At 38.5% G+C, this 23,356-nt stretch carries 20 protein-coding genes; 4 read left to right on the top strand and 16 right to left on the bottom strand.

From position 1 onward, the window contains the following. Positions 1 to 53 precede the first annotated feature (53 nt). Entirely contained in the window at positions 54 to 1,514 is a 1,461-nt protein-coding gene (locus tag IX38_RS04285; RefSeq protein ID WP_262483434.1) for an alpha-amylase, read from the top strand. A 96-nt stretch (positions 1,515 to 1,610) separates the two neighbouring features. On the opposite strand, the gene IX38_RS22860 is transcribed toward IX38_RS04285, so the two are convergent. The 3 genes from IX38_RS22860 to IX38_RS04275 all read right to left on the bottom strand — a co-directional run bounded on the left by IX38_RS22860 (position 1,611) and on the right by IX38_RS04275 (position 4,444). Then, entirely contained in the window at positions 1,611 to 1,778 is a 168-nt protein-coding gene (locus IX38_RS22860) for a hypothetical protein (RefSeq protein ID WP_165570700.1), read from the bottom strand. Between the two features lie 243 nt (positions 1,779 to 2,021). Continuing rightward, positions 2,022 to 3,365 carry a carboxylesterase family protein gene (locus tag IX38_RS04280; RefSeq protein ID WP_034702082.1) on the bottom strand — a complete coding sequence of 448 codons (1,344 nt, stop codon included), beginning with the start codon at positions 3,363 to 3,365 and terminating at the stop codon, positions 2,022 to 2,024. A gap of 176 nt (positions 3,366 to 3,541) precedes the next feature. Then, on the bottom strand, positions 3,542 to 4,444 hold the full coding sequence (locus IX38_RS04275) for a helix-turn-helix domain-containing protein (RefSeq protein ID WP_034702079.1): 903 nt from the start codon (positions 4,442 to 4,444) through the stop codon (positions 3,542 to 3,544). A 134-nt stretch (positions 4,445 to 4,578) separates the two neighbouring features. Between IX38_RS04275 and IX38_RS04270 the strand changes: the two genes are divergently transcribed. Together IX38_RS04270 and IX38_RS04265 are read left to right on the top strand one after the other, a co-directional pair. Continuing rightward, complete coding sequence (locus tag IX38_RS04270) at positions 4,579 to 4,980, top strand: cupin domain-containing protein (RefSeq protein WP_034702076.1); 402 nt, start codon at positions 4,579 to 4,581, stop codon at positions 4,978 to 4,980. A 22-nt stretch (positions 4,981 to 5,002) separates the two neighbouring features. Further along, positions 5,003 to 6,058, top strand: coding sequence for an NAD(P)-dependent alcohol dehydrogenase (locus tag IX38_RS04265; protein WP_034702074.1), 1,056 nt, complete (start codon positions 5,003 to 5,005; stop codon positions 6,056 to 6,058). A 51-nt stretch (positions 6,059 to 6,109) separates the two neighbouring features. Here the strand turns inward: IX38_RS04265 and IX38_RS04260 are convergent, their stop codons facing one another. Beyond that, complete coding sequence (locus tag IX38_RS04260) at positions 6,110 to 6,469, bottom strand: winged helix-turn-helix transcriptional regulator (protein ID WP_034702072.1); 360 nt, start codon at positions 6,467 to 6,469, stop codon at positions 6,110 to 6,112. A gap of 79 nt (positions 6,470 to 6,548) precedes the next feature. Between IX38_RS04260 and IX38_RS04255 the strand changes: the two genes are divergently transcribed. Further along, a complete protein-coding gene (locus IX38_RS04255) occupies positions 6,549 to 7,433 on the top strand; it encodes an NAD(P)H-binding protein (protein ID WP_034702069.1) in 885 nt (294 codons plus the stop codon). Positions 7,434 to 7,530: 97 nt separating this feature from the next. Here the strand turns inward: IX38_RS04255 and IX38_RS04250 are convergent, their stop codons facing one another. The 12 genes from IX38_RS04250 to rpoB all read right to left on the bottom strand — a co-directional run bounded on the left by IX38_RS04250 (position 7,531) and on the right by rpoB (position 23,203). Continuing rightward, positions 7,531 to 8,481 (bottom strand): hypothetical protein, encoded by a 951-nt coding sequence (locus IX38_RS04250; RefSeq protein ID WP_034702065.1) that lies wholly within the window; start codon positions 8,479 to 8,481, stop codon positions 7,531 to 7,533. A 329-nt stretch (positions 8,482 to 8,810) separates the two neighbouring features. Beyond that, positions 8,811 to 9,779, bottom strand: a complete 969-nt coding sequence (locus IX38_RS04240) for an alkaline phosphatase family protein (RefSeq protein WP_262483435.1) — start codon at positions 9,777 to 9,779, stop codon at positions 8,811 to 8,813. Positions 9,780 to 9,811: 32 nt separating this feature from the next. After that, complete coding sequence (locus IX38_RS23330; protein ID WP_262483433.1) at positions 9,812 to 10,102, bottom strand: alkaline phosphatase family protein; 291 nt, start codon at positions 10,100 to 10,102, stop codon at positions 9,812 to 9,814. A gap of 325 nt (positions 10,103 to 10,427) precedes the next feature. After that, on the bottom strand, positions 10,428 to 11,213 hold the full coding sequence (locus tag IX38_RS04235; protein ID WP_034702060.1) for a T9SS type A sorting domain-containing protein: 786 nt from the start codon (positions 11,211 to 11,213) through the stop codon (positions 10,428 to 10,430). 3 nt (positions 11,214 to 11,216) lie between these two features. Next, positions 11,217 to 11,744, bottom strand: coding sequence for an ankyrin repeat domain-containing protein (locus tag IX38_RS04230; protein ID WP_034702057.1), 528 nt, complete (start codon positions 11,742 to 11,744; stop codon positions 11,217 to 11,219). Continuing rightward, a complete protein-coding gene (locus IX38_RS04225; protein ID WP_034702056.1) occupies positions 11,744 to 12,286 on the bottom strand; it encodes a YceI family protein in 543 nt (180 codons plus the stop codon). The genes IX38_RS04230 and IX38_RS04225 overlap by 1 nt, the downstream gene beginning before the upstream one ends. A gap of 10 nt (positions 12,287 to 12,296) precedes the next feature. After that, a complete protein-coding gene (locus IX38_RS04220; RefSeq protein ID WP_034702054.1) occupies positions 12,297 to 12,638 on the bottom strand; it encodes a c-type cytochrome in 342 nt (113 codons plus the stop codon). 1 nt (position 12,639) lies between these two features. Continuing rightward, positions 12,640 to 13,482, bottom strand: coding sequence for a DUF5777 family beta-barrel protein (locus IX38_RS04215; protein WP_034702052.1), 843 nt, complete (start codon positions 13,480 to 13,482; stop codon positions 12,640 to 12,642). Between the two features lie 124 nt (positions 13,483 to 13,606). Then, a complete protein-coding gene (locus tag IX38_RS04210; RefSeq protein WP_034702514.1) occupies positions 13,607 to 14,257 on the bottom strand; it encodes a Crp/Fnr family transcriptional regulator in 651 nt (216 codons plus the stop codon). Positions 14,258 to 14,609: 352 nt separating this feature from the next. Further along, a complete protein-coding gene (locus IX38_RS04205; protein WP_034702050.1) occupies positions 14,610 to 14,915 on the bottom strand; it encodes a DUF3467 domain-containing protein in 306 nt (101 codons plus the stop codon). A gap of 88 nt (positions 14,916 to 15,003) precedes the next feature. After that, a complete protein-coding gene (gene rpoC, locus IX38_RS04200) occupies positions 15,004 to 19,269 on the bottom strand; it encodes a DNA-directed RNA polymerase subunit beta' (RefSeq protein WP_034702049.1) in 4,266 nt (1,421 codons plus the stop codon). Positions 19,270 to 19,381: 112 nt separating this feature from the next. Continuing rightward, positions 19,382 to 23,203 (bottom strand): DNA-directed RNA polymerase subunit beta, encoded by a 3,822-nt coding sequence (gene rpoB / locus IX38_RS04195; RefSeq protein WP_034702047.1) that lies wholly within the window; start codon positions 23,201 to 23,203, stop codon positions 19,382 to 19,384. Positions 23,204 to 23,356 lie beyond the last annotated feature (153 nt).

The raw sequence follows: 23,356 nt of genomic DNA, 5'->3' as shown, positions 1-23,356 counted from the left end.
TAAAAAAAATTCACTATCTTGTAGAAACCAAACTACATTTTATGAACCAAACAATGATTCAATTTTTCCACTGGTATTCTGAAGGAGATGGAAAATTATGGAAAGAAGCAGAAAAACAGGCTGCATATCTGGAAGATTTAGGAATTACTTCGGTATGGTTCCCTCCCGCTTATAAGGGAACAAACGGCGGTTATTCAGTAGGTTACGATGCTTATGACCTGTATGACCTGGGAGAGTTTGACCAGAAAGGAAGCCTTCCTACCAAATACGGAACCCTTAATGATTATCTGAAAGCCATTAAAGCTTTAAAAAAACAAAATATAGGGGTAATAGTAGATATTGTTCTTGGGCATAAGGCCGGCGGCGATGAACTGGAAAAATTTAAAGCGGTAAAAGTAGACGAAAACAACAGGGAAAAGATTATTTCCGATGTCATTGAAATAGAATCTTATACTAAATTTACGTTTCCCGGAAGAGGAAAAAAATATTCTGATTTTGAATGGAACTTCACCTGTTTCAGTGGTGTAGATTATGCAGAAGGTATGGATTCGCACATCTTTAAGATCCAGTCTGAGTATGGAAACGACTGGGAAGAAATGATTGACGATGAGAAAGGAAATTACGACTACCTGATGTACAACGATATCGAGCACCGGAATCCTTTTGTGCGTGAGGAGCTTAACACCTGGGCAGAATGGTATTTTAACCTGACTGATTTTGATGGAGTACGGCTGGATGCCTTAAAACATATTTCATTTGATTTTTATAAGGAATGGCTGACCATGCTTCGCTCCAATTCCGGAAAAAATATTTTTGCAGTCGGTGAATACTGGGCTCCCGGGCAACTGAATCTTCTTCAGAAATACATCCAGGTAACGGAAGGATGCATGAGCCTTTTTGACAGTTCACTGCAGAATAATTTTCACACAGCATCCAATGAAGGCGGTTCTTATGATCTCCGAAGGATTTTTGACGAAACTCTTACACAAGCCGATCCGCTCCATTCCGTAAGCCTTGTGGACAATCATGATACGCAGCCTCTTCAGGATCTTGAGGCTCCGGTTCAGGAATGGTTTAAACCGATGGCCTATGCGCTGATCCTGCTTCGTGAGAACGGCTATCCATGTATTTTTTATCCTGACCTGTATGGTGCCCATTACACCGATAAAGATAAAGAGGGCAACGACCAGGAAATTTTCCTGCAGAAAGTGGAAGGTATTGAAGAGCTTCTTAAGGCAAGAAAAGATCATGCTTACGGCATGCAGAAGGACTATTTTGAAGATGCCAACTGCCTGGGCTGGACGCGTGAAGGGGATGATGAACATTCAGGATGTGCTGTGGTTCTCAGTAATAAAGAGGCCTACAGCAAACCTATGGAAATGGGAAAGAAGTATGCGGGCAAAAGTTTTAAAGATTTGCTCAAAAGATCTGAGGAAACGGTAATTATTGATGAGAACGGATGGGGAAATTTCCCGGTTCCCGCAGGCAATGTAAGTGTGTGGATTCCTGAATAATCCTGATATAAAAAAAACATACATGGCCGGACGGTTTATTCCTTTGGTCATGTATGTCTTATATTGTTTCGCTTTTAATGGTACAAATAGCCTGTATTAGCAGTAAATGTAACGGCAATTCTGTATGTTAATGGCCCATTCGCAGCAATATCCCTCTTCATTGGATGTACAGCATACCCTGTCGCGGTGAATGTCGCCACCTTTCAGATTTTTCAGTTCTTTTCTTTCTATTTTCCGGATGTGAGCAATAAGTTGTGTTTTCATAATTAATAGATTTTTTGATTTGGTTAATCTAATATACACATATTACAATTATTATTAACCTGATTACGGGATAATGATTAAAAATAAACGCAAGAATAAACAAGGATTTTATAAAGTATTCGGTCGATTTTTAAACTGAGTCGTTTCACTTATGAAGCAATTCACAGGAAATATTTTGTATTTCTTTACTGAATGAAATGTTGCATTTTCCTTTGCGATAAAAACTTTTGTTACAGGATTTATTTAAAACTTAATTTTCCGGATTTTTAAAATTTCCGGCCTGTCCGAATCATCGGAAATAGTTCCGTTCCTTACAAATTCTGTCCAGAGTGCTCTGATTTTTTTGCCATTTTCATCAATATATTTCCACGGGATATCTTTTAGCATTTCAGAGGATTTCCAGGCCGATTCATTTCCGAAAATCAAAGGAAGATCAATACAATGCGGTGCTCCGATACGGGCGTTCTCCGACCGAGCATGAATTCTGAATAAATAAACATTTCCGCCTGCTTTTGCATAATTTTCAGCAAATATTTCCGCCGGAGTTCCATAGATAAGTCCGGTAGTTTTTTCGACTGCTTTATCCATAATTCTCAATCCTAAACCTTTACCGAAATATTTATTCAAAGCGTCGGAAGTTTTAAGATAAAATGCGGTTTCGTCATTATTCAGACCAATCAGCACATCATATTTTCCGGCATTTTCTTTCCATTTTTCTACCGATTCCTCTTCTTTGCATAAAGGCGGAAATCCATATTGGATACCGAAAGGCATAGCAGCTTTCAAGCCGTATCTAATGACGGACGGCACATATTTTCTGTATTCATTCACCATTTTCAAAATATCTTTTTCATTTTTCAGCCCCTCTGTCTTTTTCAAAAATTCAGCAGTCATTTTCTGTCTTTTATGGCGTAATCCCAACGGAGCGCTCTGGATAATTACTCTTTGAAATAAGCCATCTACCCCTTCCGAAATCATGAGGTGGACAATGGCATCACCACCAGAAGACTGGCCTAAAAGAGTAATATTGCCAGGATCACCACCAAATTCTGAGATGTAGGTTTTAATCCATTTCAATGCTTCTATGATATCGAACAATCCTAAATTGGGCGGTCTTTCATCACCGCCCAGAAAACCGAAGAGCCCAAGCCGGTAAGAAACGGCAACAATAATGATCTGCTGCTCCTTCACCCAGTCACCAGGATCGGAAGTGGGAAGATCACCACACCCGATTTCATGGGAACCGCCATGAATCCAGACCACAACAGGAAGCTTCTCATTTTTTCCAGTAAAACTGTCAGGACGGAAGACGGAAAGATATTGTGGGGACTCATCCGGATCAAAGTTCTCCATAGGAGCAGGCCCAATCATTTTTTCTACGAGAGGGCTTATGGTCTGCGGACAAACCGGGGTTTTATCGGGTAAAATAATTTCTGAAGGAGACGGCTGCTCTGCAACAGGTTTTTGAAATCTTTCAGAACGGGCATACCGGATGCTTTTGGCTCTGATTACTCCTTTACTTTTTAAGGCAATTACTTTCCCGAAAGAAGTCTGAAAAATGTGGGTTGTGGTCTGCTCAACGGTCATTTTAAAAACTTTGAAAAATTTTATCTATTAAATTTAATTCAGTTTTTTGAAATGAGAAAATTTTTGCTTTGGTTTTAATGGTAACTTAAACACGAATGTCACCAATTTCCACAAATAATCCGAAGTGGAAAATTGTGATATTGGTGAACTATGAGTGTTACTTGTTTTTAAAATGATCAGTTTAATATTTTGTATTCACTCGGGGAAACACCGACTTTGGCTTTGAATAATCTTGTAAAGTGCTGTGGATATTTAAATCCGAGATCGTAGGAAATCTCACTGATTGATTTTGAGGGGTTCAGGATCTGTTCTTTGGCAACATCGATCAGCTTATTGTGAATAAATTCCTGAGCGGAAACTCCTAATTCTTTTTTGATCAGATCGCCGAAGTAATTGGCGGATAGGTTCAGCTTTTCTGCAAAGTAATTGACCATCGGAAAACCTATATTTTTTGGATGATCAGATTTTAAATAATCATCCACCAGATTTTCAAATTTTCCGATAACGCCCTGGTTAACATGATCTCTTGTAATAAACTGACGGTCGTAGAAACGCATACAGTAATTTAAGAACAATTCAATATTGTTTACAATTAATGATTTGCTGTGTTTGTCGATGGACTGTTCGAGCTCAAGCTTTATATTTTTAAAGCATTCCAGAACAATTTCTCTTTCTTTTTCTGAAAGGTGTAATGCTTCGTGCACATCATAGGAAAAGAAGCTGTAGTCATTAATATTTTTACCAAGATTGGTTCCTTTGATCAGATCGGGATGAAACAGCAGCGCATATCCGCCGGGCTGTATAGGATTTCCGCCATTCGTTACTCCGCTTACCTGTCCGGGAGCGATAAAGACCAGCGTACCTTCCTGATAATCATAGCTGTGCTTGCCGTAATGCATATCACCACAGATCACATCTTTCAGAAAAACGGTATAAAAAGTATAGGTTCTTCTGTACTGGCATATGGGATCGGATTTTGCAAAATCCACCACACTTACCAGCGGATGCAGGGTTTCATTATTCACCATTTTATTGTAATCCGAAACACTGTTTACTTTTTCAACTTCCTGGTCTTCCATTGACTGTCTTTATTTAAGCTTATTCAAAATTACCACTTTCCTGCGGACCTTTTCAGGGTGTCTGTAAAATTGGTAAGTATTCCGGTAATCTGTATAAGCTGTGTTTATATAAAAGTATCGACTTTTGTACTGTTATGGAAACATTCAATACAAATATTTTTCCCAAAGGAGAAAAAGCTCCGGAAGCTTATTTTTCCGGAGGAACAGCCTGGATTAAGATTTTAAAATCCAACGATGATCTGAACTGCCAGATCGGGAATGTTATTTTTGAACCCGGATGCAGAAATAACTGGCACACTCACAGCGGAGGCCAGATTTTAATTGTAACTTCAGGAACAGGTTTTTACCAGGAAAAAGGCAAGCCTGCACAGGTTTTACATCCTGGAGATGTGGTGAATATTTTTCCGGGTGTTATCCACTGGCATGGCGCAAGTGCAGACAGTGAATTCACGCATATCGCCATCAATCCCAATACTCAAAACGGCATTGTGGAATGGTTGGAACCTGTAAGCGATGAGGAATACAACAATTTATAACTTAATTAAATTAAATAAACCAATGAGCACAATCACGGTAAAAGCCTACGGGGCTGAGTCTACTATGGCAGACCTGAAAGAAATGACTATTGAAAGAAGAGAAACGACACCTAAAGATGTAGAAATTGAAATTTTATACTGCGGAGTCTGCCACTCTGACCTCCACACGGCAAGAAACGACTGGGGCGGATCTTTGTACCCTGTAGTTCCCGGACATGAAATTGTAGGAAGGATAACCAATGTGGGAAGTGAAGTTTCTAAATTTAAAGTAGGCGACCTTGCTGCTGTAGGATGTATGGTAGATTCATGCGGACACTGCAACAGCTGTAAAGAAGATCTCGAACAATACTGCTTAAATGGATTTACAGGAACTTATAACGGAAAAGACAAGCATTCGGGAGGCCATACTTTTGGCGGATATTCTCAGAAAGTAGTAGTGGACGAACATTTTGTTTTAAGTGTACCTGAAAACCTGGACCTGGCTGCAGTAGCACCTCTTCTATGCGCAGGTATTACCACATGGTCTCCATTGAGACACTGGAATGCCGGACCTGGCTCTAAGGTAGCAGTTGTTGGATTAGGCGGGCTGGGACATATGGCGATTAAACTGGCAAAAGGATTAGGTGCAGAAGTGACTTTATTTTCAAGAACTCCGGGGAAAACGGATGATGCCAAGCAACTGGGAGCTGATCACGTTGTAATTTCCACTGATGATTCACAGATGGATACGGTAAAAGGAAAATTCGACCTGATTATTGATACGGTTCCTTATGAGCATGATATCAATCCTTATATGCAGACGCTTACCCTGAACGGAACTTTGGTTCTTGTAGGCTTTGTAGGTGAATTCCAGAACACTGAAGTGAGTACAAGACCGATGATCTTCCAACGCCGTTCTGTTGCAGGTTCATTAATCGGTGGAATTGCTGAAACTCAGGAATTACTGGATTTCTGCGGAAAACATAATATTGTGTCGGACATTGAGCTGATCAAAATGCAGGATATCAACCATGCATATGAAAGAATGATCAAAAGTGATGTGAAATACCGTTTTGTTATTGATATGCAATCTTTGTAATTCTCCTTATAACGTAAAGACTGTCTTTTGGGGCAGTCTTTTTCATTTAAATTAATACGCTTTTTTCATATCCTGAAAAGCCCAGTCTGCCATGGCATCAATTACCGGAGCCAGTTTGAGGCCTGCTTTGCTCAGTTCATAGGTAACATGCGGAGGAACCACAGGTTTTGCTGTTCTTATAACTAATCCATCTGCTTCTAATTGTTTAAGATGCTGGATCAGCATTTTTTCGGTTACTTCAGGAATCGCTCTTTTTAATTCACTGTACCTTTTCTCTCCTGTTGAAAGGTGAAAGAGAATAATAGGTTTCCAAAAACCGCCTATTCTTTCCATTACATACATTACAGGGCACTGCTCCAATATATTTTTTCTGTTCCTCTGGATGGTAGAACTTTCTTTAATCGCTGTCATGATACATACTTTAGGGTAAGTACTTGTATAAAAGTAAGTACAAATATAACTTTGTAAAAGAAAATAAACAACATTTAATATGAAAATTATCATAACAGGTTCTTTAGGGAATACAGCGAAACCATTAGCCAAGCAGTTAATTGCGGAAGGCCATGATATTACTGTGATCAGCAGCAGTGAAGCCAAAAAAAGTGAAATCGAATCTTTAGGAGCCAAAGCCGCCATCGGCTCTATTACTGATCCGGATTTCCTGGTTAAAACATTTGAAGGTGCTGATGCAGTATTTGCAATGACTCCACCGATCATGGGGGAGAACAATATTGTAGAAAACACGGTGAATGCAGGAAAAAATTATGCTGAAGCCATTACAAAAACAGGAGTAAAAAGGGTTGTCATGCTAAGCAGCGTGGGAGCTGATTCTCCGGTTGAAAACGGTCCGATTAAAGGACTTCATCGTATTGAAAAATTATATAATGAGCTGGAAAATACTTCCGTTACTTTTTTAAGGGCAGGTTATTTCTACATTAATTTCTTCAATGATATTCCAATGGTTAAAAATGCAGGAATTATCGGCGGGAATTATCCTGAAAATATACATATTCCATTGGTACACCCCACTGATATTGCCAAGGCTGCAGCTGAAGAGCTGGTAAAAAATACAACCGGTAAAAATATCCGTTATGTGGTAAGTGATTCACGCCCACCTGCAGATTTTGCAAAAGTTTTGGGAGCTGCTGTTGGAAATCAGGAATTACCCTGGGTTGAATTTACAGATGAGCAGTCTTTCGACGGGATGGTTCAGGCAGGTCTTCCAATGGAAATGGCTGAACTGTATGCTGAAATGGGAAGAGGAATGAGGACAGGTGTTATTCAGAAGGATTTTACTGAACAGGGATCTCCGGTTACCGGCTCAGTAAAACTTGAGGATTTTGCCCGTGAGTTTTCTAATAAATTTCAATCTTAGTTTTCAGGTTGTTTTATTAACACCTTTCTATTAAATTTTCTATCAAACAGTTTCGGCGAGCCAAAGGCTCGCCGAAACTGTCATTATTTATTTTCAATTAATACAATTCAAATTTACCTGTCTGTGAAACAGTCCTGTTACCCTTAACTATTACTGATTTTCCTTCATAAATAAAATTAGTCTCAGATCCTTTCTCAAATTCATTCTCCAGTAGCTTTCCATCTTTAAATTTGGGACGATAATCCGTAATATTAACCAATTGTTTTTTATCATTATACTGATAAACTGTTTTATGTCCATAAGGATACTTACTGGTATAATTTTTCACTTCAGCCAGTAATCCGTTTTTATACATATAATCTTTAAAATAAATGTCAGAATTTTCTGTAATCGGAATTTTGCTTTCTGAAGATTTTACCATCAGGTTTTTATCATATCCATATCCTTTTTGGGATTGAAGCTTGTTGTTTGAATATTCTGATATCTCAGTAATGTTATTGCCTGCATCATATTTATAAGTGATGAAATTCTTCTTAGAACCTATTCTTATCAATCTGTTTTTATTGTCATAAGTAGCAGAATCTTTCTGTCCTTTATTGCCGGATTGATATTTCCCGCCCTGGTAGTCTTCAGTAGAATAAGATATTGCAATCAGATTCTTTCTGCTATCATAAATATATTGGTTGGTATTACGTCTCTCAAAAAGCCACTGTTTTTTTTCAGTTCTTTTCACTTCCGACAGCAGTCCGTTTTTATAAAAGTACTGCTCGGTTATGCCTCCGTATTTAGCTTCAGAAATATTACCATCCTTATATATAAACTCCCCCGTATCAGAACCTGTAATTTTTCTATTGCTTCCATTTATTTCAATTTTTTCTTTCTTGTAAGATACAACCTGATTTTTATTATTCAATACAGCTGTATAAACACTTTCCGTACTTTGGGGATCCATTATTGCCGCAGTTCCAGTGCCATTTTGTTTCATCTCTTCATTTCCTCTTCGCATCGATTCTTCATTATAAGATTCAATACGAGTTTTGTCAGCCATTGAAATAGAGCGGCTTTCGGTAAGTATTCCATTCTTGTACTGACAAACATTTGTTGATTGATAATAATCTTTAGCAATATTTTTGGTACTGATGAGATTTCCATTTCTGTCATATTCCTGAATACTGTTTCCCCTTCATTGTCTTAATTGGAAGTTTTTTAAGAAATCCAGATTCAACCTGATGGTCGGGAAATTCTACCTGAGGTCTTTTTACTCTCAATTCGGTAAGCTCAAACTCCTTGCAGGATGAAAATTGCGAAAATGATTTACAGAAAATAAAAAAGAATATAATTACGTATCTCATATTCATTTAGTTTTTAAAGTTTTTCTTATTTTCTGTCTTTTACTATTTCTTTCAAAACTTTCAATTTTCCATCGACAGGCTGATCAGTTTTCAGGCCTAAGATTTCAGTAACCAAAGGATAGACATTGACATTCGTAAATTCATGTATCGTCAGATTATTTTTGAATTCAGGGCCCCATGCATAGAATGTGGCTTTCATTTCAGGAACAACTTTCGGATTATAACCGTGTTTCCCTACGTATGTTTTCTTGCCTTTTTCCAGGAATATTTTCGGAGCTTTCGGGATCAGAAGGATCTGCCCGATTCTGTCATATTGATCGTCTTTGGTTGCGAAATGCAGATATTCAGGCAGTCTTTTATCCAGATATACTTCGTAGTCATCTGTTTTATTGGTTTTCAGCTCTTTATAAACACTTTTAACCTCAACGGGATTTTTGACATATACTCTGAGCAGGGTTTCAGAATTGTAAAAATCAAATCTGTTTTTATCGAAAAGCATAGCCGGAATTTCCAATGGAGCTCCGTCAGCCATTTTTATCATTCCGTGATCGGAAACAAAAATAAAGTTGACATTTTTCAGTCCAAGAGTATTGACTTTCTGAACAAGTTCTCCAATGGCGCTGTCAATCTGGTGAACGGCATTTTCCGTTTCAGGACTATCCGGCCCGTAATGATGGCCGCTTCCGTCTACTTCCGGGAAATACAGAGATATAAAATGCGGTCTTTTTTCTTCAGGCAGTTTCAGCCAGTTAACTACCTTTTCTACTTTTTCGGAAGGCTTAAATTTTTCATGATAATGGTAATAATAGGAAGGTCTCATTCCTCCCGCATTGCTGGCAGATCCAACCCACATCAGAGAAGCCGAAACCATTCCCTGTTTTTCAGCCAACGCCCAAAGCGGAGTTCCGCCATACCAGCTGCCATCTTCAGCATTCTTCTTATTGCGCTTATCATAAGGCTCTTTTCTTTTGTAATCATAGAAAGCATTATCAATCAGTCCGTGGTGGGAAGGATAAAGCCCGGTAATCAGGCTCCAGTTTTTTGGTTAGGGAAAGTAATGCTTGGATAGCTTGGAATCATTGCTTCGGCCTGGACACCGCCAGCTGCCAGCTTCAGAAGATTTTCCGCATTGTACTTTTTGGCATAATCATACCTGAAACCATCCGCAGAGATCATGATCACATAAGGCTTAGTCCGGGCTTCAACACTGTTAGTACGGCCGGAAACGACTACCTGGGCCGTATCCATATTGGCCTGTTGCGCGCAGATGGCCAAAGAAAAAAGTAACAGCAGAATTTGTATTCCTCGCTTCATCATTAAAATTTTCGACAAAGTTACGGTCTGTATTGCTTCCAGAAAAGTTTATAAGATTAAAAGTGTATTAAAACAAACTGAATTCGGGATAAGGATTAAAATAAACACAATGATAACAAAGCTTTATAAATTAATCGGTTGATTTTTAAACTAAACAAAGCCATTTTCTTATAAAAGCAATACATAGGAAATAATTTTTTTGCCCTTGCGATAAAATAAAATTAGTTTCAAGCATTTAAATTTTTAAAATCCTTCAGCATTCAAAATACGGGTAAATAAAAATGCCCCTGTTATCCAGAGGCATTTAAGAGTATTTTTCTACTTATGATTATTCTTTGATCAGCTTTTCATAAGACAGGCTTCCGTCTTTTAGAGTGATCTCAAAATAATAAATTCCGGATTTCAGATCTCTTACACTGATAGTTTCACCATCAGGTACTACAGATCGTACTTTTCTTCCACCTGTTTCGTAAATATCAACAGATTTTATTCTATCTGCATTTTTAATGTTTACGGTTTCTTTAGCTGGATTTGGATAAAGAACAATTTTTTTATTTGCTACAGCAGTATCGTTCACTCCTAATACGGTTGTAAAAGATGCAGTCGCATACCCTACATTCGCAGTTCCACCGTGAGGGGCAACTGTTGTAGTTGCATTAGCCGGTCTTGGCCCTGCAAAACTTATAGAATTTGTAGTGGCATAAGGCATTTGATAGTCATTAGGATCTGAGTTGGTCAGAGCTCTTGTTAATGTCAGCGTTCTTACAGAGCCCGAAACAACATCGCTCACTATTGTCCAGTCCTGTGAACTATCTAATGGAGGCTGCATGAATCCCGTAAAATTCCTATCCGTAAGTTTTGGAGTTGTTACAGCAGAATACACTACCGCATCTCCGGATGACATGCCAAATCCCGCCTCAACACCGATTCCTAAGCCAAACCATCTGTCGGACGGACCTTTTAAGATCAAAGTTACTTTAGATGTTGTATTATCAAGAGTAAAATTGGCAGTTATCCCATTATTGGGGGATAAAGGTACATCTCCTGTAGTTTTTTGCTGCGAAAAGCCCAAAAAACCAGTTAATAATAAAGAAAAGAGTACAGTCTTTTTCATATTTTAATTTTTAAGTTCATTAATAAGTTTAGTAATTTTTGATAAAACAGCATAGTCAAAAGCTGTATTTCCTTGTTTGTCTTTTATATTTTTATCTGCTTTATTTTTTACAAGAAGCTTCACCATTTCTATATTTCCCAATTTCGAGGCAAAAATAAGCGGTGTCGTTCCTTGTGAGTCTGCTGTATTGATATCCGATTTATTATCTAATAATTTTTGAGTCAATGCTAAATCACCTTTATACACAACTGCCATGAGTGCAGTGCCCATTGAAGAATTATAATTGATATCTTTTACTTTATCCATCAAAAAATCAGCCACTTCCATATTTCCTCTGTAACATGCGAGGATAAGAGGGGAAAACCCACTTTCATTGGTCTTGTTGATAATATCCGGATCCTGCTTCATAAGATCTTTCACCTCAGCTACCGTCCCGCTTCTGGCAATATCAAATATTGATTTTGCTTTTTCCTGGGCAGACATCGCAGAAAAAGTCAGAAACAAACTTATGATGAAGATGATATTTTTCATTATTTCGTCATTACGTAATTATATTCCACCTTCACATTTTCTGCAACCTTCTTGGTTACCATTTTGGGTATGGTTACATTGTGGTCTGCCGGTCTGGCCATAAAGCTTCCCTGCATGTAGATCTTCCCGTCTTTGGAATAAATGGAAGCTGCGGAAGAAACGGCTTTATCTACACCATGAAAATTAAGGGTTCCCTGAACGGTATACTTCTGGGGTGAAGCGCTAAGTTTCGTTTTGTCAAAATTAACGATTTTTCCTTTGAAAGTAGCCTTAGGGTATTTTCCTGTTTCTGCATAGCTTTCATTGAAATGCTCTTCCATGAGTTTGGTTTTAAAGTGAAAGTTTTTCACTACCGAAACTGAAGCCATTTCCCCGGTATCTGTGTTCAGGATAACAACATTGTTATTATCTTTGGCATACACATCTTCGAACAGGGGCACGGATGCCTCAAAGGTTACGCTTCCTGTTTTGGAACTGTATTTCTGCGCTGAAGCAAAGCCGGTAAAAAACAGTACACTACTTAGTATTATTAATCTTTTCATATCAAATATTTTAATTTTCTGTAAGCCCGTCGGCTTTCCATTTTATAAAGGTATTAATCTGTGTCTGGGATAAGGATCCGCCCTGCGGCATCTTTCCCGGATCTCCGTTGGGTCTCTGTATCCTGTCGAGAATACCGTCAATATTGTTTTTCACATCTGTATAAGTCGTAAAAGGTTTAAAACTTCCTGCGGAGTGGCATCCGATGCAGTTATTGTCAACAATTGTTTTCACGTCGGAATTATATTTAACAGGCACCGTAATGGGGGTGTTATCTGAAATCTCCTCATAAGTTCTGCTGTCACAAGCAATAAACACGGCAGCTGATGATAATAGGTATAGTATCTTTTTCATCTTAAAAAACTCTGTAAAGGTTAAACCCAAAGAATATCTGTCCTTTTCCCCACTTCCCTACCGCATTGGAAAGGTAGCCGATGTCTGAATTGATCTGGGAATTAGAGAATACAAGCTGGAACACATGTCCCCCGGTCTCTATATCCATCCCTAAAGATAAAGGATTTTTATAGAAACTGTGATTGTCGAAATTCACAAAATATTCTGCATTAAGAGAAATTCTTTTGGAAATTTTATAACGTCCTCCTAATCCGGTCAGAAACTGATTCTTGTCTTCAATTGCCGGATTATAAAGGTTTTTATGAATATATGAAGGAGTCAGCTGTAATGAGAAATTATCATTAAACCTTCTTGAAATCAAAGCCTGTGTAAGATAAGCAAGCCTGTCACCGAATTTCAGATAAGGATAGTTGTCCTTATGCAGATCTGTATTTAAAGCCATTGCATGGTAACCCACGATGTCTACCGGACTTTTTTCATTCTGCTTTACAAGCTTATATTTTACAGCACCTTCGAATGTTTTCATATTTGTTTCTCTGGAAAGGCTCACTGAGATATTATCTGTGATTCCGTAAATTGCCCCTAACTTGGTAGAAGCGTCATCCAATCCAAAGAAATTTTTAAAGCCTGTGCTTATGTCCCCAAAACGGTGGGCAACGACGATGTACCATTCGTTTTTTGCGGAAAGCTTTGTAGACTGTCCCGTGACAATCTGCAGTGCCTTGAAGGCCGGCGGCTGCGAGGTTTCGGTTGTTTTGATAGTGTCAATATCTTTCAGCAAATCTTCCTGTGAATAAGCAAGAACTGATGAGAACATCGACAAAAATAAGAAGGTTTTTGTCATATACAATTTGAATTAATTTTGATATGACAAACTTATTGAGTTATGGATTCAAAAGTGTGTGATAAAAGTCACCATACGAATTGTTTTTATCAATAATAAAGATAAAATAATTAAACTTAATATATCAGACAGATTTAAATTTTTCGTTTACAGGAATTTTAATTCCTTCTTTGGTCTGAAGAATTTCCCCTTCATTTTCAATCTTTTTTAAAACCCTGCTCACCACTTCTCTGGAAGTCCCTAAATTACTGGCTATTTCACGGTGTGTAATTTTTAAAGGATTGTTTCCGGTGGCCGAAATCTGCTGGCGGATATAGTTCAGAACTCTTTTATCGAGTCTGTGGAATACGGCATCATTGACCATATTCATGACATCTGAGAAACGCTTGTCATATTCATGATAAAATATCCTGTTAATTTCCGGAAAGCGGATCAGCCATCCGTGTATAACAGAAACAGGAATCAGTATAACCTCAGATTCTTCTTCGGCAATAGCATATATTCTGCTGGTGTAATCTGTGAAAATAGATGAAAAGGTCATGAGACAGCTATCGTTGGGCTTTATATAATAATAGATCAGCTCTCTGCCGTCATTAAGGGTAAAAACTTTTATAGATCCTTTAATAAGAAAAGGAACATATTTATTTTTCTGCCCTTCCCTGATGATTTCTGTTTTTGATTTTATATCGGTAATAACTGCATTCTCATGCAATTCATTCAAAAAATCTTCTCCTAAAAAACCAAATTTTTCAAGAATAAATTGATTATTTATCATATCTTCCATATCATTTTCAACGCAAATATATAAAATTGAGTTATTGATATGCTTAAAAAAAGCATCTTTAATAAACCTTTAATAAAAAGCGTGAAAGTTTGTTAATGAGTGCATTCGGACTCAAATAATTGTTTAGTTTAAAACCGCGAGCCCAAATTCTGTACTGTCATTTTCTTAATTTTTCAAAGATGTATCGGAATTTGCCTTTAATCCTCGAAACAGTACATAAAAAAACAACATCCGAAAAACTGTACTATCGGGATGAAGAAACTGTAAAATTACTTTCGGCCGGAACTTAAATAAAAAATGCCTCAAATAGTTTGAGGCATTCTGATTTATTTTGAAAAAAATCTTAAGCTTGTACGTTGTTCCCACCTAATACGAAAGGCTCAACTTCTTTGATTTCTCCAAATTGCTGCTCGTAGTTAGTGATGTTTTGTTGAAGAGCAGAAAGTACTCTCTTAGCGTGAAGCGGAGCAAGAATAATTCTTGATCTTACTTTAGCCTGTTGTACACCTGGCATTAATTGGATGAAATCTACAACGAATTCAGATGGAGAGTGGTTTACCAATGCTAAGTTAGCATATACTCCAGCAGCTACCATTTCGTTTAATTCGATGTTGATGTTTCCATCTTGAGGATTTTGATTGTTGTCCATTTTTATAAATTATTTTTTTGAAAATTTGAAATTTGAGATTGTGAAAATATAAAAATAAATTCAAACCTCAAATTTCAAATCATTAATTTTAGTTAAGGTCTTCAAATTCTTTTTTAGAACCTACAATTACATTCTGGTATTCTTTAAGACCTGTACCTGCAGGAATTCTGTGTCCTACAATTACATTTTCTTTAAGACCACTTAAGTAATCCACTTTACCAGCTACAGCTGCTTCGTTCAGAACTTTAGTCGTTTCCTGGAATGATGCTGCAGACATGAATGACTTAGTCTGAAGAGCCGCTCTTGTAATACCTTGCAGTACAGGCGTTGCTGTTGCAGGCAGTGCTTCTCTTACTTCCACTAATTTTTGATCTTCACGTTTCAACTTAGAGTTTTCGTCTCTTAATTCTCTTGCAGTAATCATCTGACCTGGCTTGAAGTCTTTAGAATCACCGGCTTCAACTACTACTTTAAGACCGAACACTCTGTTGTTTTCTTCTAGGAAATCCATTTTATGTTCTAATGCACCTTCAAGGAACTGAGTATCACCTCCGTCCACGATAGATACTTTTGTCATCATCTGTCTTACGATGATTTCAAAGTGCTTATCGTCGATTTTTACCCCCTGAAGACGGTATACTTCCTGGATTTCATTGACCAGATATTCCTGAACCGCAGTTGGACCTTTGATTCTTAAGATATCATCCGGTGTAATGGAACCGTCAGAAAGCGGAGAACCGGCTCTTACGAAGTCATTCTCCTGAACAAGGATCTGGTTGGAAAGTTTTACAAGATAAATCTTTCTTTCACCAGTTTTAGCCTCAACAATAAGTTCACGGTTACCTCTCTTGATTTTTCCGTAAGAAACTACCCCATCGATTTCAGTAACAACCGCCGGGTTTGAAGGGTTTCTTGCTTCGAATAGTTCGGTAACTCTCGGAAGACCTCCGGTGATATCCCCTGCTTTTGCAGATTTTCTTGGGATCTTGATCAAGACTTTACCAGCCTTAATTTTTTCACCATCGTTTACCATTAAGTGGGCTCCTACCGGTAAGTTGTAGCCTTTCTGCTCAACTCCTTTAGAATCTACCACTTTTAAAGTAGGTACGGCTTTCTTATTTCTGGATTCAGAGATTACTTTCTCTTCGAATCCTGTTTGTTCGTCAATTTCAAGCTGGAATGAAATACCCTGGATGATATCCTCGTATTCTACTTTACCAGCAGTTTCAGCAATAATTACCGCGTTATAAGGATCCCATTTTGCAATGGTATCGCCTTTTTTCACTTTATCACCAGATTTAACCAGTAATTGAGAACCGTAAGGTACGTTAGCAATCATTAATGGTGTTCTGGTTTCGTTATCAGCAACCAATCTGAATTCTGTTGTACGGGAAACGACTACTTCTGCAGTGTTACCGCTTTCATCTTCGGAAGTAATTGTTCTTACTTCGTCCAATTCTACGATACCGTCTCTTCTTGCAACAATAGATGGGTTTTCTGATACGTTTGTGGATACCCCCCCCTGGTGGAAAGTTCTCAACGTAAGCTGAGTACCCGGTTCCCCAATGGATTGTGCTCCGATAACACCTACTGCTTCACCCATATGGATCATCTTACCGGTTGCCAGGTTTCTACCATAACATTTAGCACAGATTCCTTTTTTAGTTTCACAAGTAAGCGGCGAACGAACCTCAACAAATTCTAATCCTGCTTCTTCAATTCTTTTCGCCAATACTTCATTGATTACCTGATCTGCTTCAATGATCAACTCATCTGATTCCGGATCATAGATGTTATGAAGAGAAACTCTACCTAAGATTCTTTCAGAGATCTTTTCAACGATCTCATCATTTTTCTTAAGCGCAGTCACTTCAGTACCTCTTAAAGTACCACAGTCGTCCTCAGTAACGATAACGTCCTGAGCAACGTCTACCAGTCTTCTTGTAAGGTAACCGGCATCGGCTGTTTTAAGAGCGGTATCTGCAAGACCTTTACGTGCACCGTGGGTAGAGATAAAGTACTCAAGGATGGAAAGACCTTCCTTAAAGTTGGCAAGAATCGGGTTTTCGATAATTTCCGCACCGGTAGAACCTGCTTTCTGCGGTTTTGCCATCAAACCTCTCATCCCTGATAACTGACGGATCTGTTCTTTAGAACCCCTCGCACCAGAATCAAGCATCATATATACAGAGTTGAATCCACCTTGATCGGTTTTCATTCTACCCATAATCATTTCAGTTAATCCCGCGTTGGTGTTGGTCCAAACGTCGATTACCTGGTTATAACGTTCTGTATCTGTAATCAGACCCATATTATAGTTGGCTCTGATTTCGTCTACTGTTTCAATTGACGTAGCAATCATTTTTTTCTTCTCAACAGGAACAACGATGTCACCTAATGAGAATGAAAGACCTCCTTTGAATGCATTTGAATACCCTAAGTCTTTCATTGCATCCAGGAACTTCACAGTTGTTGGGAAATCCGTATCGGCCAATACTCTACCAATAATATTTCTCAGTGATTTCTTCGTTAAAAGTTCATTAACGTATCCTGATTGTTTAGGTACAATCTGGTTGAATAAGATTCTACCTACGGAAGTTTCGATCAATTTTGTTTTGATTTCACCATCTTCTTTAACCGGCAGTCTGCATCTTACTTTAGCATTCAATGAAACTCTGCCTTCAGCATAAGCGATTTCCGCTTCTTCCGGAGAATAGAATGCAAGACCTTCACCTAAAACTTTCATATCTTCTGTAGAGCTCAGTTCTTTAGTCATGAAATAAAGACCAAGAACCATGTCCTGAGAAGGTACGGTAATAGGAGACCCGTTTGCAGGGTTCAGGATGTTCTGAGAACCCAGCATCAATAACTGAGCTTCAAGGATTGCTTCAGGGCCTAACGGTAAGTGTACGGCCATCTGGTCACCATCGAAATCGGCGTTGAATGCTGTTGTTACCAACGGGTGAAGCTGAATAGCTTTACCTTCGATCATCTTAGGCTGGAATGCCTGGATACCCAGTCTGTGAAGGGTAGGTGCCCTGTTCAGTAGAACCGGGTGACCTTTCATCACGTTTTCAAGGATATCATATACTACAGGCTCTTTTCTGTCGATGATTCTCTTGGCAGATTTCACAGTTTTTACAATCCCTCTTTCAATCAGTTTTCTGATGATGAACGGTTTGTACAATTCTGCTGCCATATCTTTAGGAATACCACATTCGTGAAGCTGTAAGTTCGGACCTACAACAATTACGGAACGTGCAGAGTAATCTACCCTTTTCCCAAGTAAGTTCTGACGGAAACGACCCTGCTTACCTTTCAATGAATCTGAAAGTGATTTCAACGGTCTGTTTGATTCAGATTTTACGGCAGAAGATTTTCTTGTATTATCGAATAATGAATCTACTGATTCCTGAAGCATACGCTTCTCGTTTCTCAAGATTACTTCGGGAGCTTTGATCTCCAATAGTCTTTTCAGACGGTTGTTTCTGATAATAACTCTTCTGTAAAGGTCATTTAAGTCAGAAGTTGCGAAACGTCCTCCATCCAATGGAACCAATGGTCTTAGTTCCGGTGGTATTACAGGAAGTACACGCATAATCATCCACTCCGGTCTGTTGATCATTCTTGTATTGGCACCTCTCAATGCTTCTACAACGTTCAATCTTTTCAGAGCTTCAGTTCTTCTTTGCTTGGAACCTTCATTGTGAGCTTTGTGTCTTAAATCGAAAGACAATGCATCAAGGTTGATTCTTTTTAACAGATCTTCAACAGCTTCAGCACCCATTCTGGCGATGAATTTGTTTGGATCGGAATCATCAAGATACTGGTTTTCCACAGGAAGCGTTTCCATGATGTCAAGGTACTCTTCTTCTGTCAGGAATTCCATGTTATCGAAATCGGAACCGTCTAATTTTTTAGCAATACCCTGCTGAATCACTACATATCTTTCGTAGTAGATGATCATGTCTAATTTCTTAGAAGGAATTCCTAAAAGGTAACCGATTTTGTTTGGTAAAGAACGGAAATACCAGATGTGAGCGATAGGAACAACAAGGTTGATGTGCCCGATTCTCTCTCTTCTGACTTTTTTCTCTGTAACTTCTACTCCACAACGGTCACAAACGATCCCTTTGTAACGAATTCTCTTGTATTTACCACAAGCACATTCGTAATCCTTTACAGGACCAAAGATCTTTTCACAGAACAACCCGTCTCTTTCAGGTTTGTGCGTTCTGTAGTTAATAGTTTCCGGCTTTAAAACTTCCCCTCTTGATTCCTGAAGAATCGATTCCGGTGAAGCTAAACCGATGGTTATTTTATTAAATCTACTTGATTTATTTTTATTTGACATAATTTAATTTTTGATTAAAAGATTAAAAGATTGAAAGATTTAAAATCACTTTCGCTCTTATCATCTCAGAGTTAATTAATTCTTTAATTTTTTAAATAATTAAATCTTTTAATTACTCCTCCAATCTTACATCAAGTCCAAGTCCTTGTAACTCGTGAAGTAATACATTGAATGATTCCGGGATACCTGGTTCAGGCATGGACTCACCTTTTGCAATGGCTTCATAAGTTTTTGCTCTACCAATCACGTCATCCGACTTCACAGTCAGAATCTCTCTCAGAATATTTGATGCTCCGAATGCTTCAAGAGCCCAAACCTCCATCTCTCCGAATCTCTGACCTCCGAACTGAGCTTTACCTCCTAACGGCTGCTGAGTAATCAATGAGTAAGGACCAATAGAACGTGCATGCATCTTATCATCAACCATGTGTCCCAGTTTCAGCATATAAATAATACCTACTGTAGCCGGCTGAGTAAATCTTTCTCCTGTACCTCCATCATAAAGGTGGGTGTTACCGAATTTAGGAAGACCTGCTTTTTCTGTATATTCAGTGATCTGATCAAGAGTTGCTCCGTCAAAGATTGGTGTAGCGAACTTCAATCCTAATTTCTGACCAGCCCATCCAAGAACTGTTTCATAAATCTGACCGATGTTCATACGGGAAGGTACCCCAAGTGGATTCAATACGATATCTACCGGTGTTCCGTCTTCCAGGAATGGCATATCTTCTTCACGAACGATTCTTGAAACGATACCTTTGTTACCGTGACGTCCTGCCATTTTATCCCCTACATTCAACTTACGTTTCTTAGCGATATACACTTTAGCCAGCTTCATGATTCCTGCCGGAAGTTCGTCTCCGATTGAAATAGCAAATTTCTCACGGTTTTTAACTCCCTGGATATCGTTGAACTTAATTTTATAATTGTGAATCAATTGTTTAACCAATTCATTCTTATCATTATCTACCGTCCAGTCTGCACCGCTTACGTTTACATAATCTTCAACTGAAGTCAATAATTTGTGAGTGAATTTCACACCTTTACCGATGATTTCCTCATCCAGGTCGTTGGTAACTCCCTGAGAAGTTTTACCGCCTACCAGTGTATTTAATTTTTCAATTAAAGTGTTTCTTAACTCATCAAACTTAGCCTTGTAAGTGTTTTCAATTTCTTCAAGTTTAAGTTTTTCTTCAGTTCTCTTCTTTTTATCTTTAATGTTTCTGGAGAACAGTTTTTTGTTGATCACAACACCTCTTAATGAAGAGTCAGCTTTCAATGAAGCATCCTTCACATCACCAGCTTTGTCACCAAAGATGGCTCTAAGAAGTTTTTCTTCAGGAGTAGGATCAGATTCACCTTTTGGAGTGATCTTACCGATCATAATGTCTCCAGGCTTCACTTCGGCCCCAATTCTGATCATCCCGTTCTCGTCAAGATCTTTAGTAGCTTCTTCTGAAACGTTAGGAATATCTGCTGTAAGCTCTTCCATACCTAGTTTGGTATCGCGAACTTCAAGTGAATATTCATCTACGTGGATTGAAGTAAACCAGTCTTCACGCACCACTTTTTCGTTGATTACGATTGCATCCTCAAAGTTGTATCCTTTCCAAGGCATGAACGCTACCACAAGGTTTCTACCAAGAGCCAATTCTCCGTTTTCAGTAGCATAACCGTCGCAAAGCACCTGTCCTTTCTGTACCGTTTCACCTACTCTTACGTTTGGTCTCAGGGTAATGGTAGTACTCTGGTTGGTTTTTCTGAACTTAGTCAGGTTATATGTTTTGGTAGCAGACTCGAATTGTACTAAATCTTCGTCAGCACTTCTTTCATATTTAATAGTGATCTTATCAGCATCTACATATTCTACAACACCTGTACCTTCAGCATTGATCAAGATTCTTGAATCTTTGGCTACCTGCTGTTCCAGACCTGTACCTACGATTGGAGCTTGTGGCTTCAATAGAGGAACGGCCTGACGCATCATGTTGGATCCCATCAATGCACGGTTCGCATCATCATGTTCCAGGAACGGAATCAATGAAGCTGAAATACCGGAAATCTGGTTTGGTGCAACGTCGATAAGATTAACCTGAGAAGGCTCAACTACAGGATAATCACCATCTAATCTGGCAATAATTCTGTCTGTTAAGAATGCTCCGCTATCATTTAATTCAACGTTTGCCTGGGCAATTACTTTATCTTCTTCATCTTCAGCATTCAGATAAATAGGATCAGCATGTAAATCTACTGTACTGTTTTCTACTTTTCTGTATGGAGTTTCGATGAAACCTAAGGTATTGATTTTAGCATAGATCCCTAAAGATGAAATCAAACCGATGTTTGGTCCTTCCGGAGTTTCAATCGGACAAATTCTTCCGTAGTGGGTATGGTGAACGTCACGAACCTCGAAACCTGCTCTTTCTCTTGATAAACCACCAGGTCCCAGGGCAGAAAGTCTACGCTTATGCGTGATTTCTGATAGAGGGTTGGTCTGGTCCATGAACTGAGAAAGCTGGTTGGTACCGAAGAACGAGTTAATTACTGATGTTAATGTCTTAGCATTTACAAGATCAAGCGGAGTAAAGATTTCGTTATCTCTAACGTTCATTCTTTCCTTGATTGTTCTTGCAATTCTTGAAAGACCTACACCGAACTGTCCTGCCAATTGCTCACCAACAGTTTTGATTCTTCTGTTTGATAAGTGGTCAATATCATCAACCTCAGCTTTAGAGTTCACAAGCTCGATCAGGTGTCTTACGATCGCAATGATATCTTCTTTTGTAAGAACCTCAGTTGTAGTTGGGATATTAAGACCTAATTTTTTGTTTAGTCTGTAACGTCCAACTTCACCCAATGAATATCTTTGCTCAGAGAAGAATAATTTTTCAATGATTCCTCTTGCAGTTTCCTCATCTGGCGGATCTGCATTTCTTAACTGACGGTAGATATACTCTACTGCTTCTTTTTCAGAGTTCGTAGGGTCTTTCTGTAATGTATTCTGGATGATAGAGAATTCATTTGCATTTTCTTTGTGAATCAGGATAGATTTCACACCAGCATCAAGAATAAGATCCAAATGTTCTTTTTCAAGGATCGTTTCTCTGTCCAGGATGATTTCGTTTCTTTCGATAGAAACTACCTCACCAGTATCTTCGTCTACGAAATCTTCGAACCAAGTGTTCAATACTCTCGCAGCCAATGTTCTTCCTTCTACTTTTTTAAGGGCAGCTTTAGAAACTTTCACTTCTTCAGCAAGGTCGAAGATCTGAAGGATATCTTTATCAGATTCGTAACCGATAGCTCTTAAAAGGGTTGTTAATGGTAACTTTTTCTTACGGTCGATATACGCGTACATTACGCTGTTGATATCGGTTGTAAATTCCATCCAAGATCCTTTGAAAGGGATAATTCTTGAATAGTAAAGTTTGGTTCCGTTAGCGTGGTAAGTCTGTCCGAAGAATACACCAGGTGAACGGTGAAGCTGCGTAACAATAACTCTTTCAGCACCATTGATGATGAAAGATCCACTAGGCGTCATATAAGGAACCGGGCCTAAATACACATCCTGAACCACTGTTTGGAAATCCTCGTGCTCAGGGTCTGTACAATACAATTTAAGTCTTGCTTTAAGGGGCACTGAATACGTCAGTCCTCTTTCCACACACTCGTTAATTGAATAACGTGGAGAATCTACCAGATAATCAAGGAATTCCAATACGAACTGATTTCTAGAATCGGTGATCGGGAAGTTTTCCTGGAAGGTTCTGTATAAACCTTCGTCTGTTCTGTCTTCTGGAAGGGTATCAAGCTGGAAAAAATCTCTGAAAGACTCAAGCTGGATGTCCAGGAAGTCCGGAGTAATGATTTTTCCTTTAGCTGATGAGAAGTTAATTCTCTGATTCCCCCTTGTAGTTGCTGTTGTTTTACTCATAAAACTTTTAAGAAAGGGTTAAAAAATATTTTGATTCATTAAAAAATATCAGAAGAAGACAAAAAGAGAAAAGATGAAAGAGAAAAGAATAAGTAAGAAAATTTTGGCGCAATTATCGGTCTTTATTCTTTGTTCTTTATTCTAAAAAATCTT

The sequence above is a fragment of the Chryseobacterium luteum genome, from assembly GCF_000737785.1.
GTDB lineage: Bacteria > Bacteroidota > Bacteroidia > Flavobacteriales > Weeksellaceae > Chryseobacterium > Chryseobacterium luteum.
Note: the sequence above shows the minus strand (reverse complement) of the source record. Positions and strands in the feature narration are given on the sequence as shown.

Bases quoted from the DNA above. Each gene is read 5' to 3' on its own strand.
- IX38_RS04285 (WP_262483434.1), top strand. From the start codon at position 54: ATGATTCAATTTTTCCACTGGTATTCTGAAGGAGATGGAAAATTATGG.
- IX38_RS22860 (WP_165570700.1), bottom strand. From the start codon at position 1,778: ATGAAAACACAACTTATTGCTCACATCCGGAAAATAGAAAGAAAAGAA.
- IX38_RS04280 (WP_034702082.1), bottom strand. From the start codon at position 3,365: ATGACCGTTGAGCAGACCACAACCCACATTTTTCAGACTTCTTTCGGG.
- IX38_RS04275 (WP_034702079.1), bottom strand. From the start codon at position 4,444: ATGGAAGACCAGGAAGTTGAAAAAGTAAACAGTGTTTCGGATTACAAT.
- IX38_RS04270 (WP_034702076.1), top strand. From the start codon at position 4,579: ATGGAAACATTCAATACAAATATTTTTCCCAAAGGAGAAAAAGCTCCG.
- IX38_RS04265 (WP_034702074.1), top strand. From the start codon at position 5,003: ATGAGCACAATCACGGTAAAAGCCTACGGGGCTGAGTCTACTATGGCA.
- IX38_RS04260 (WP_034702072.1), bottom strand. From the start codon at position 6,469: ATGACAGCGATTAAAGAAAGTTCTACCATCCAGAGGAACAGAAAAAAT.
- IX38_RS04255 (WP_034702069.1), top strand. From the start codon at position 6,549: ATGAAAATTATCATAACAGGTTCTTTAGGGAATACAGCGAAACCATTA.
- IX38_RS04250 (WP_034702065.1), bottom strand. From the start codon at position 8,481: ATGGCTGACAAAACTCGTATTGAATCTTATAATGAAGAATCGATGCGA.
- IX38_RS23330 (WP_262483433.1), bottom strand. From the start codon at position 10,102: ATGATGAAGCGAGGAATACAAATTCTGCTGTTACTTTTTTCTTTGGCC.
- IX38_RS04235 (WP_034702060.1), bottom strand. From the start codon at position 11,213: ATGAAAAAGACTGTACTCTTTTCTTTATTATTAACTGGTTTTTTGGGC.
- IX38_RS04230 (WP_034702057.1), bottom strand. From the start codon at position 11,744: ATGAAAAATATCATCTTCATCATAAGTTTGTTTCTGACTTTTTCTGCG.
- IX38_RS04225 (WP_034702056.1), bottom strand. From the start codon at position 12,286: ATGAAAAGATTAATAATACTAAGTAGTGTACTGTTTTTTACCGGCTTT.
- IX38_RS04220 (WP_034702054.1), bottom strand. From the start codon at position 12,638: ATGAAAAAGATACTATACCTATTATCATCAGCTGCCGTGTTTATTGCT.
- IX38_RS04215 (WP_034702052.1), bottom strand. From the start codon at position 13,482: ATGACAAAAACCTTCTTATTTTTGTCGATGTTCTCATCAGTTCTTGCT.
- IX38_RS04210 (WP_034702514.1), bottom strand. From the start codon at position 14,257: ATGATAAATAATCAATTTATTCTTGAAAAATTTGGTTTTTTAGGAGAA.
- IX38_RS04205 (WP_034702050.1), bottom strand. From the start codon at position 14,915: ATGGACAACAATCAAAATCCTCAAGATGGAAACATCAACATCGAATTA.
- rpoC (WP_034702049.1), bottom strand. From the start codon at position 19,269: ATGTCAAATAAAAATAAATCAAGTAGATTTAATAAAATAACCATCGGT.
- rpoB (WP_034702047.1), bottom strand. From the start codon at position 23,203: ATGAGTAAAACAACAGCAACTACAAGGGGGAATCAGAGAATTAACTTC.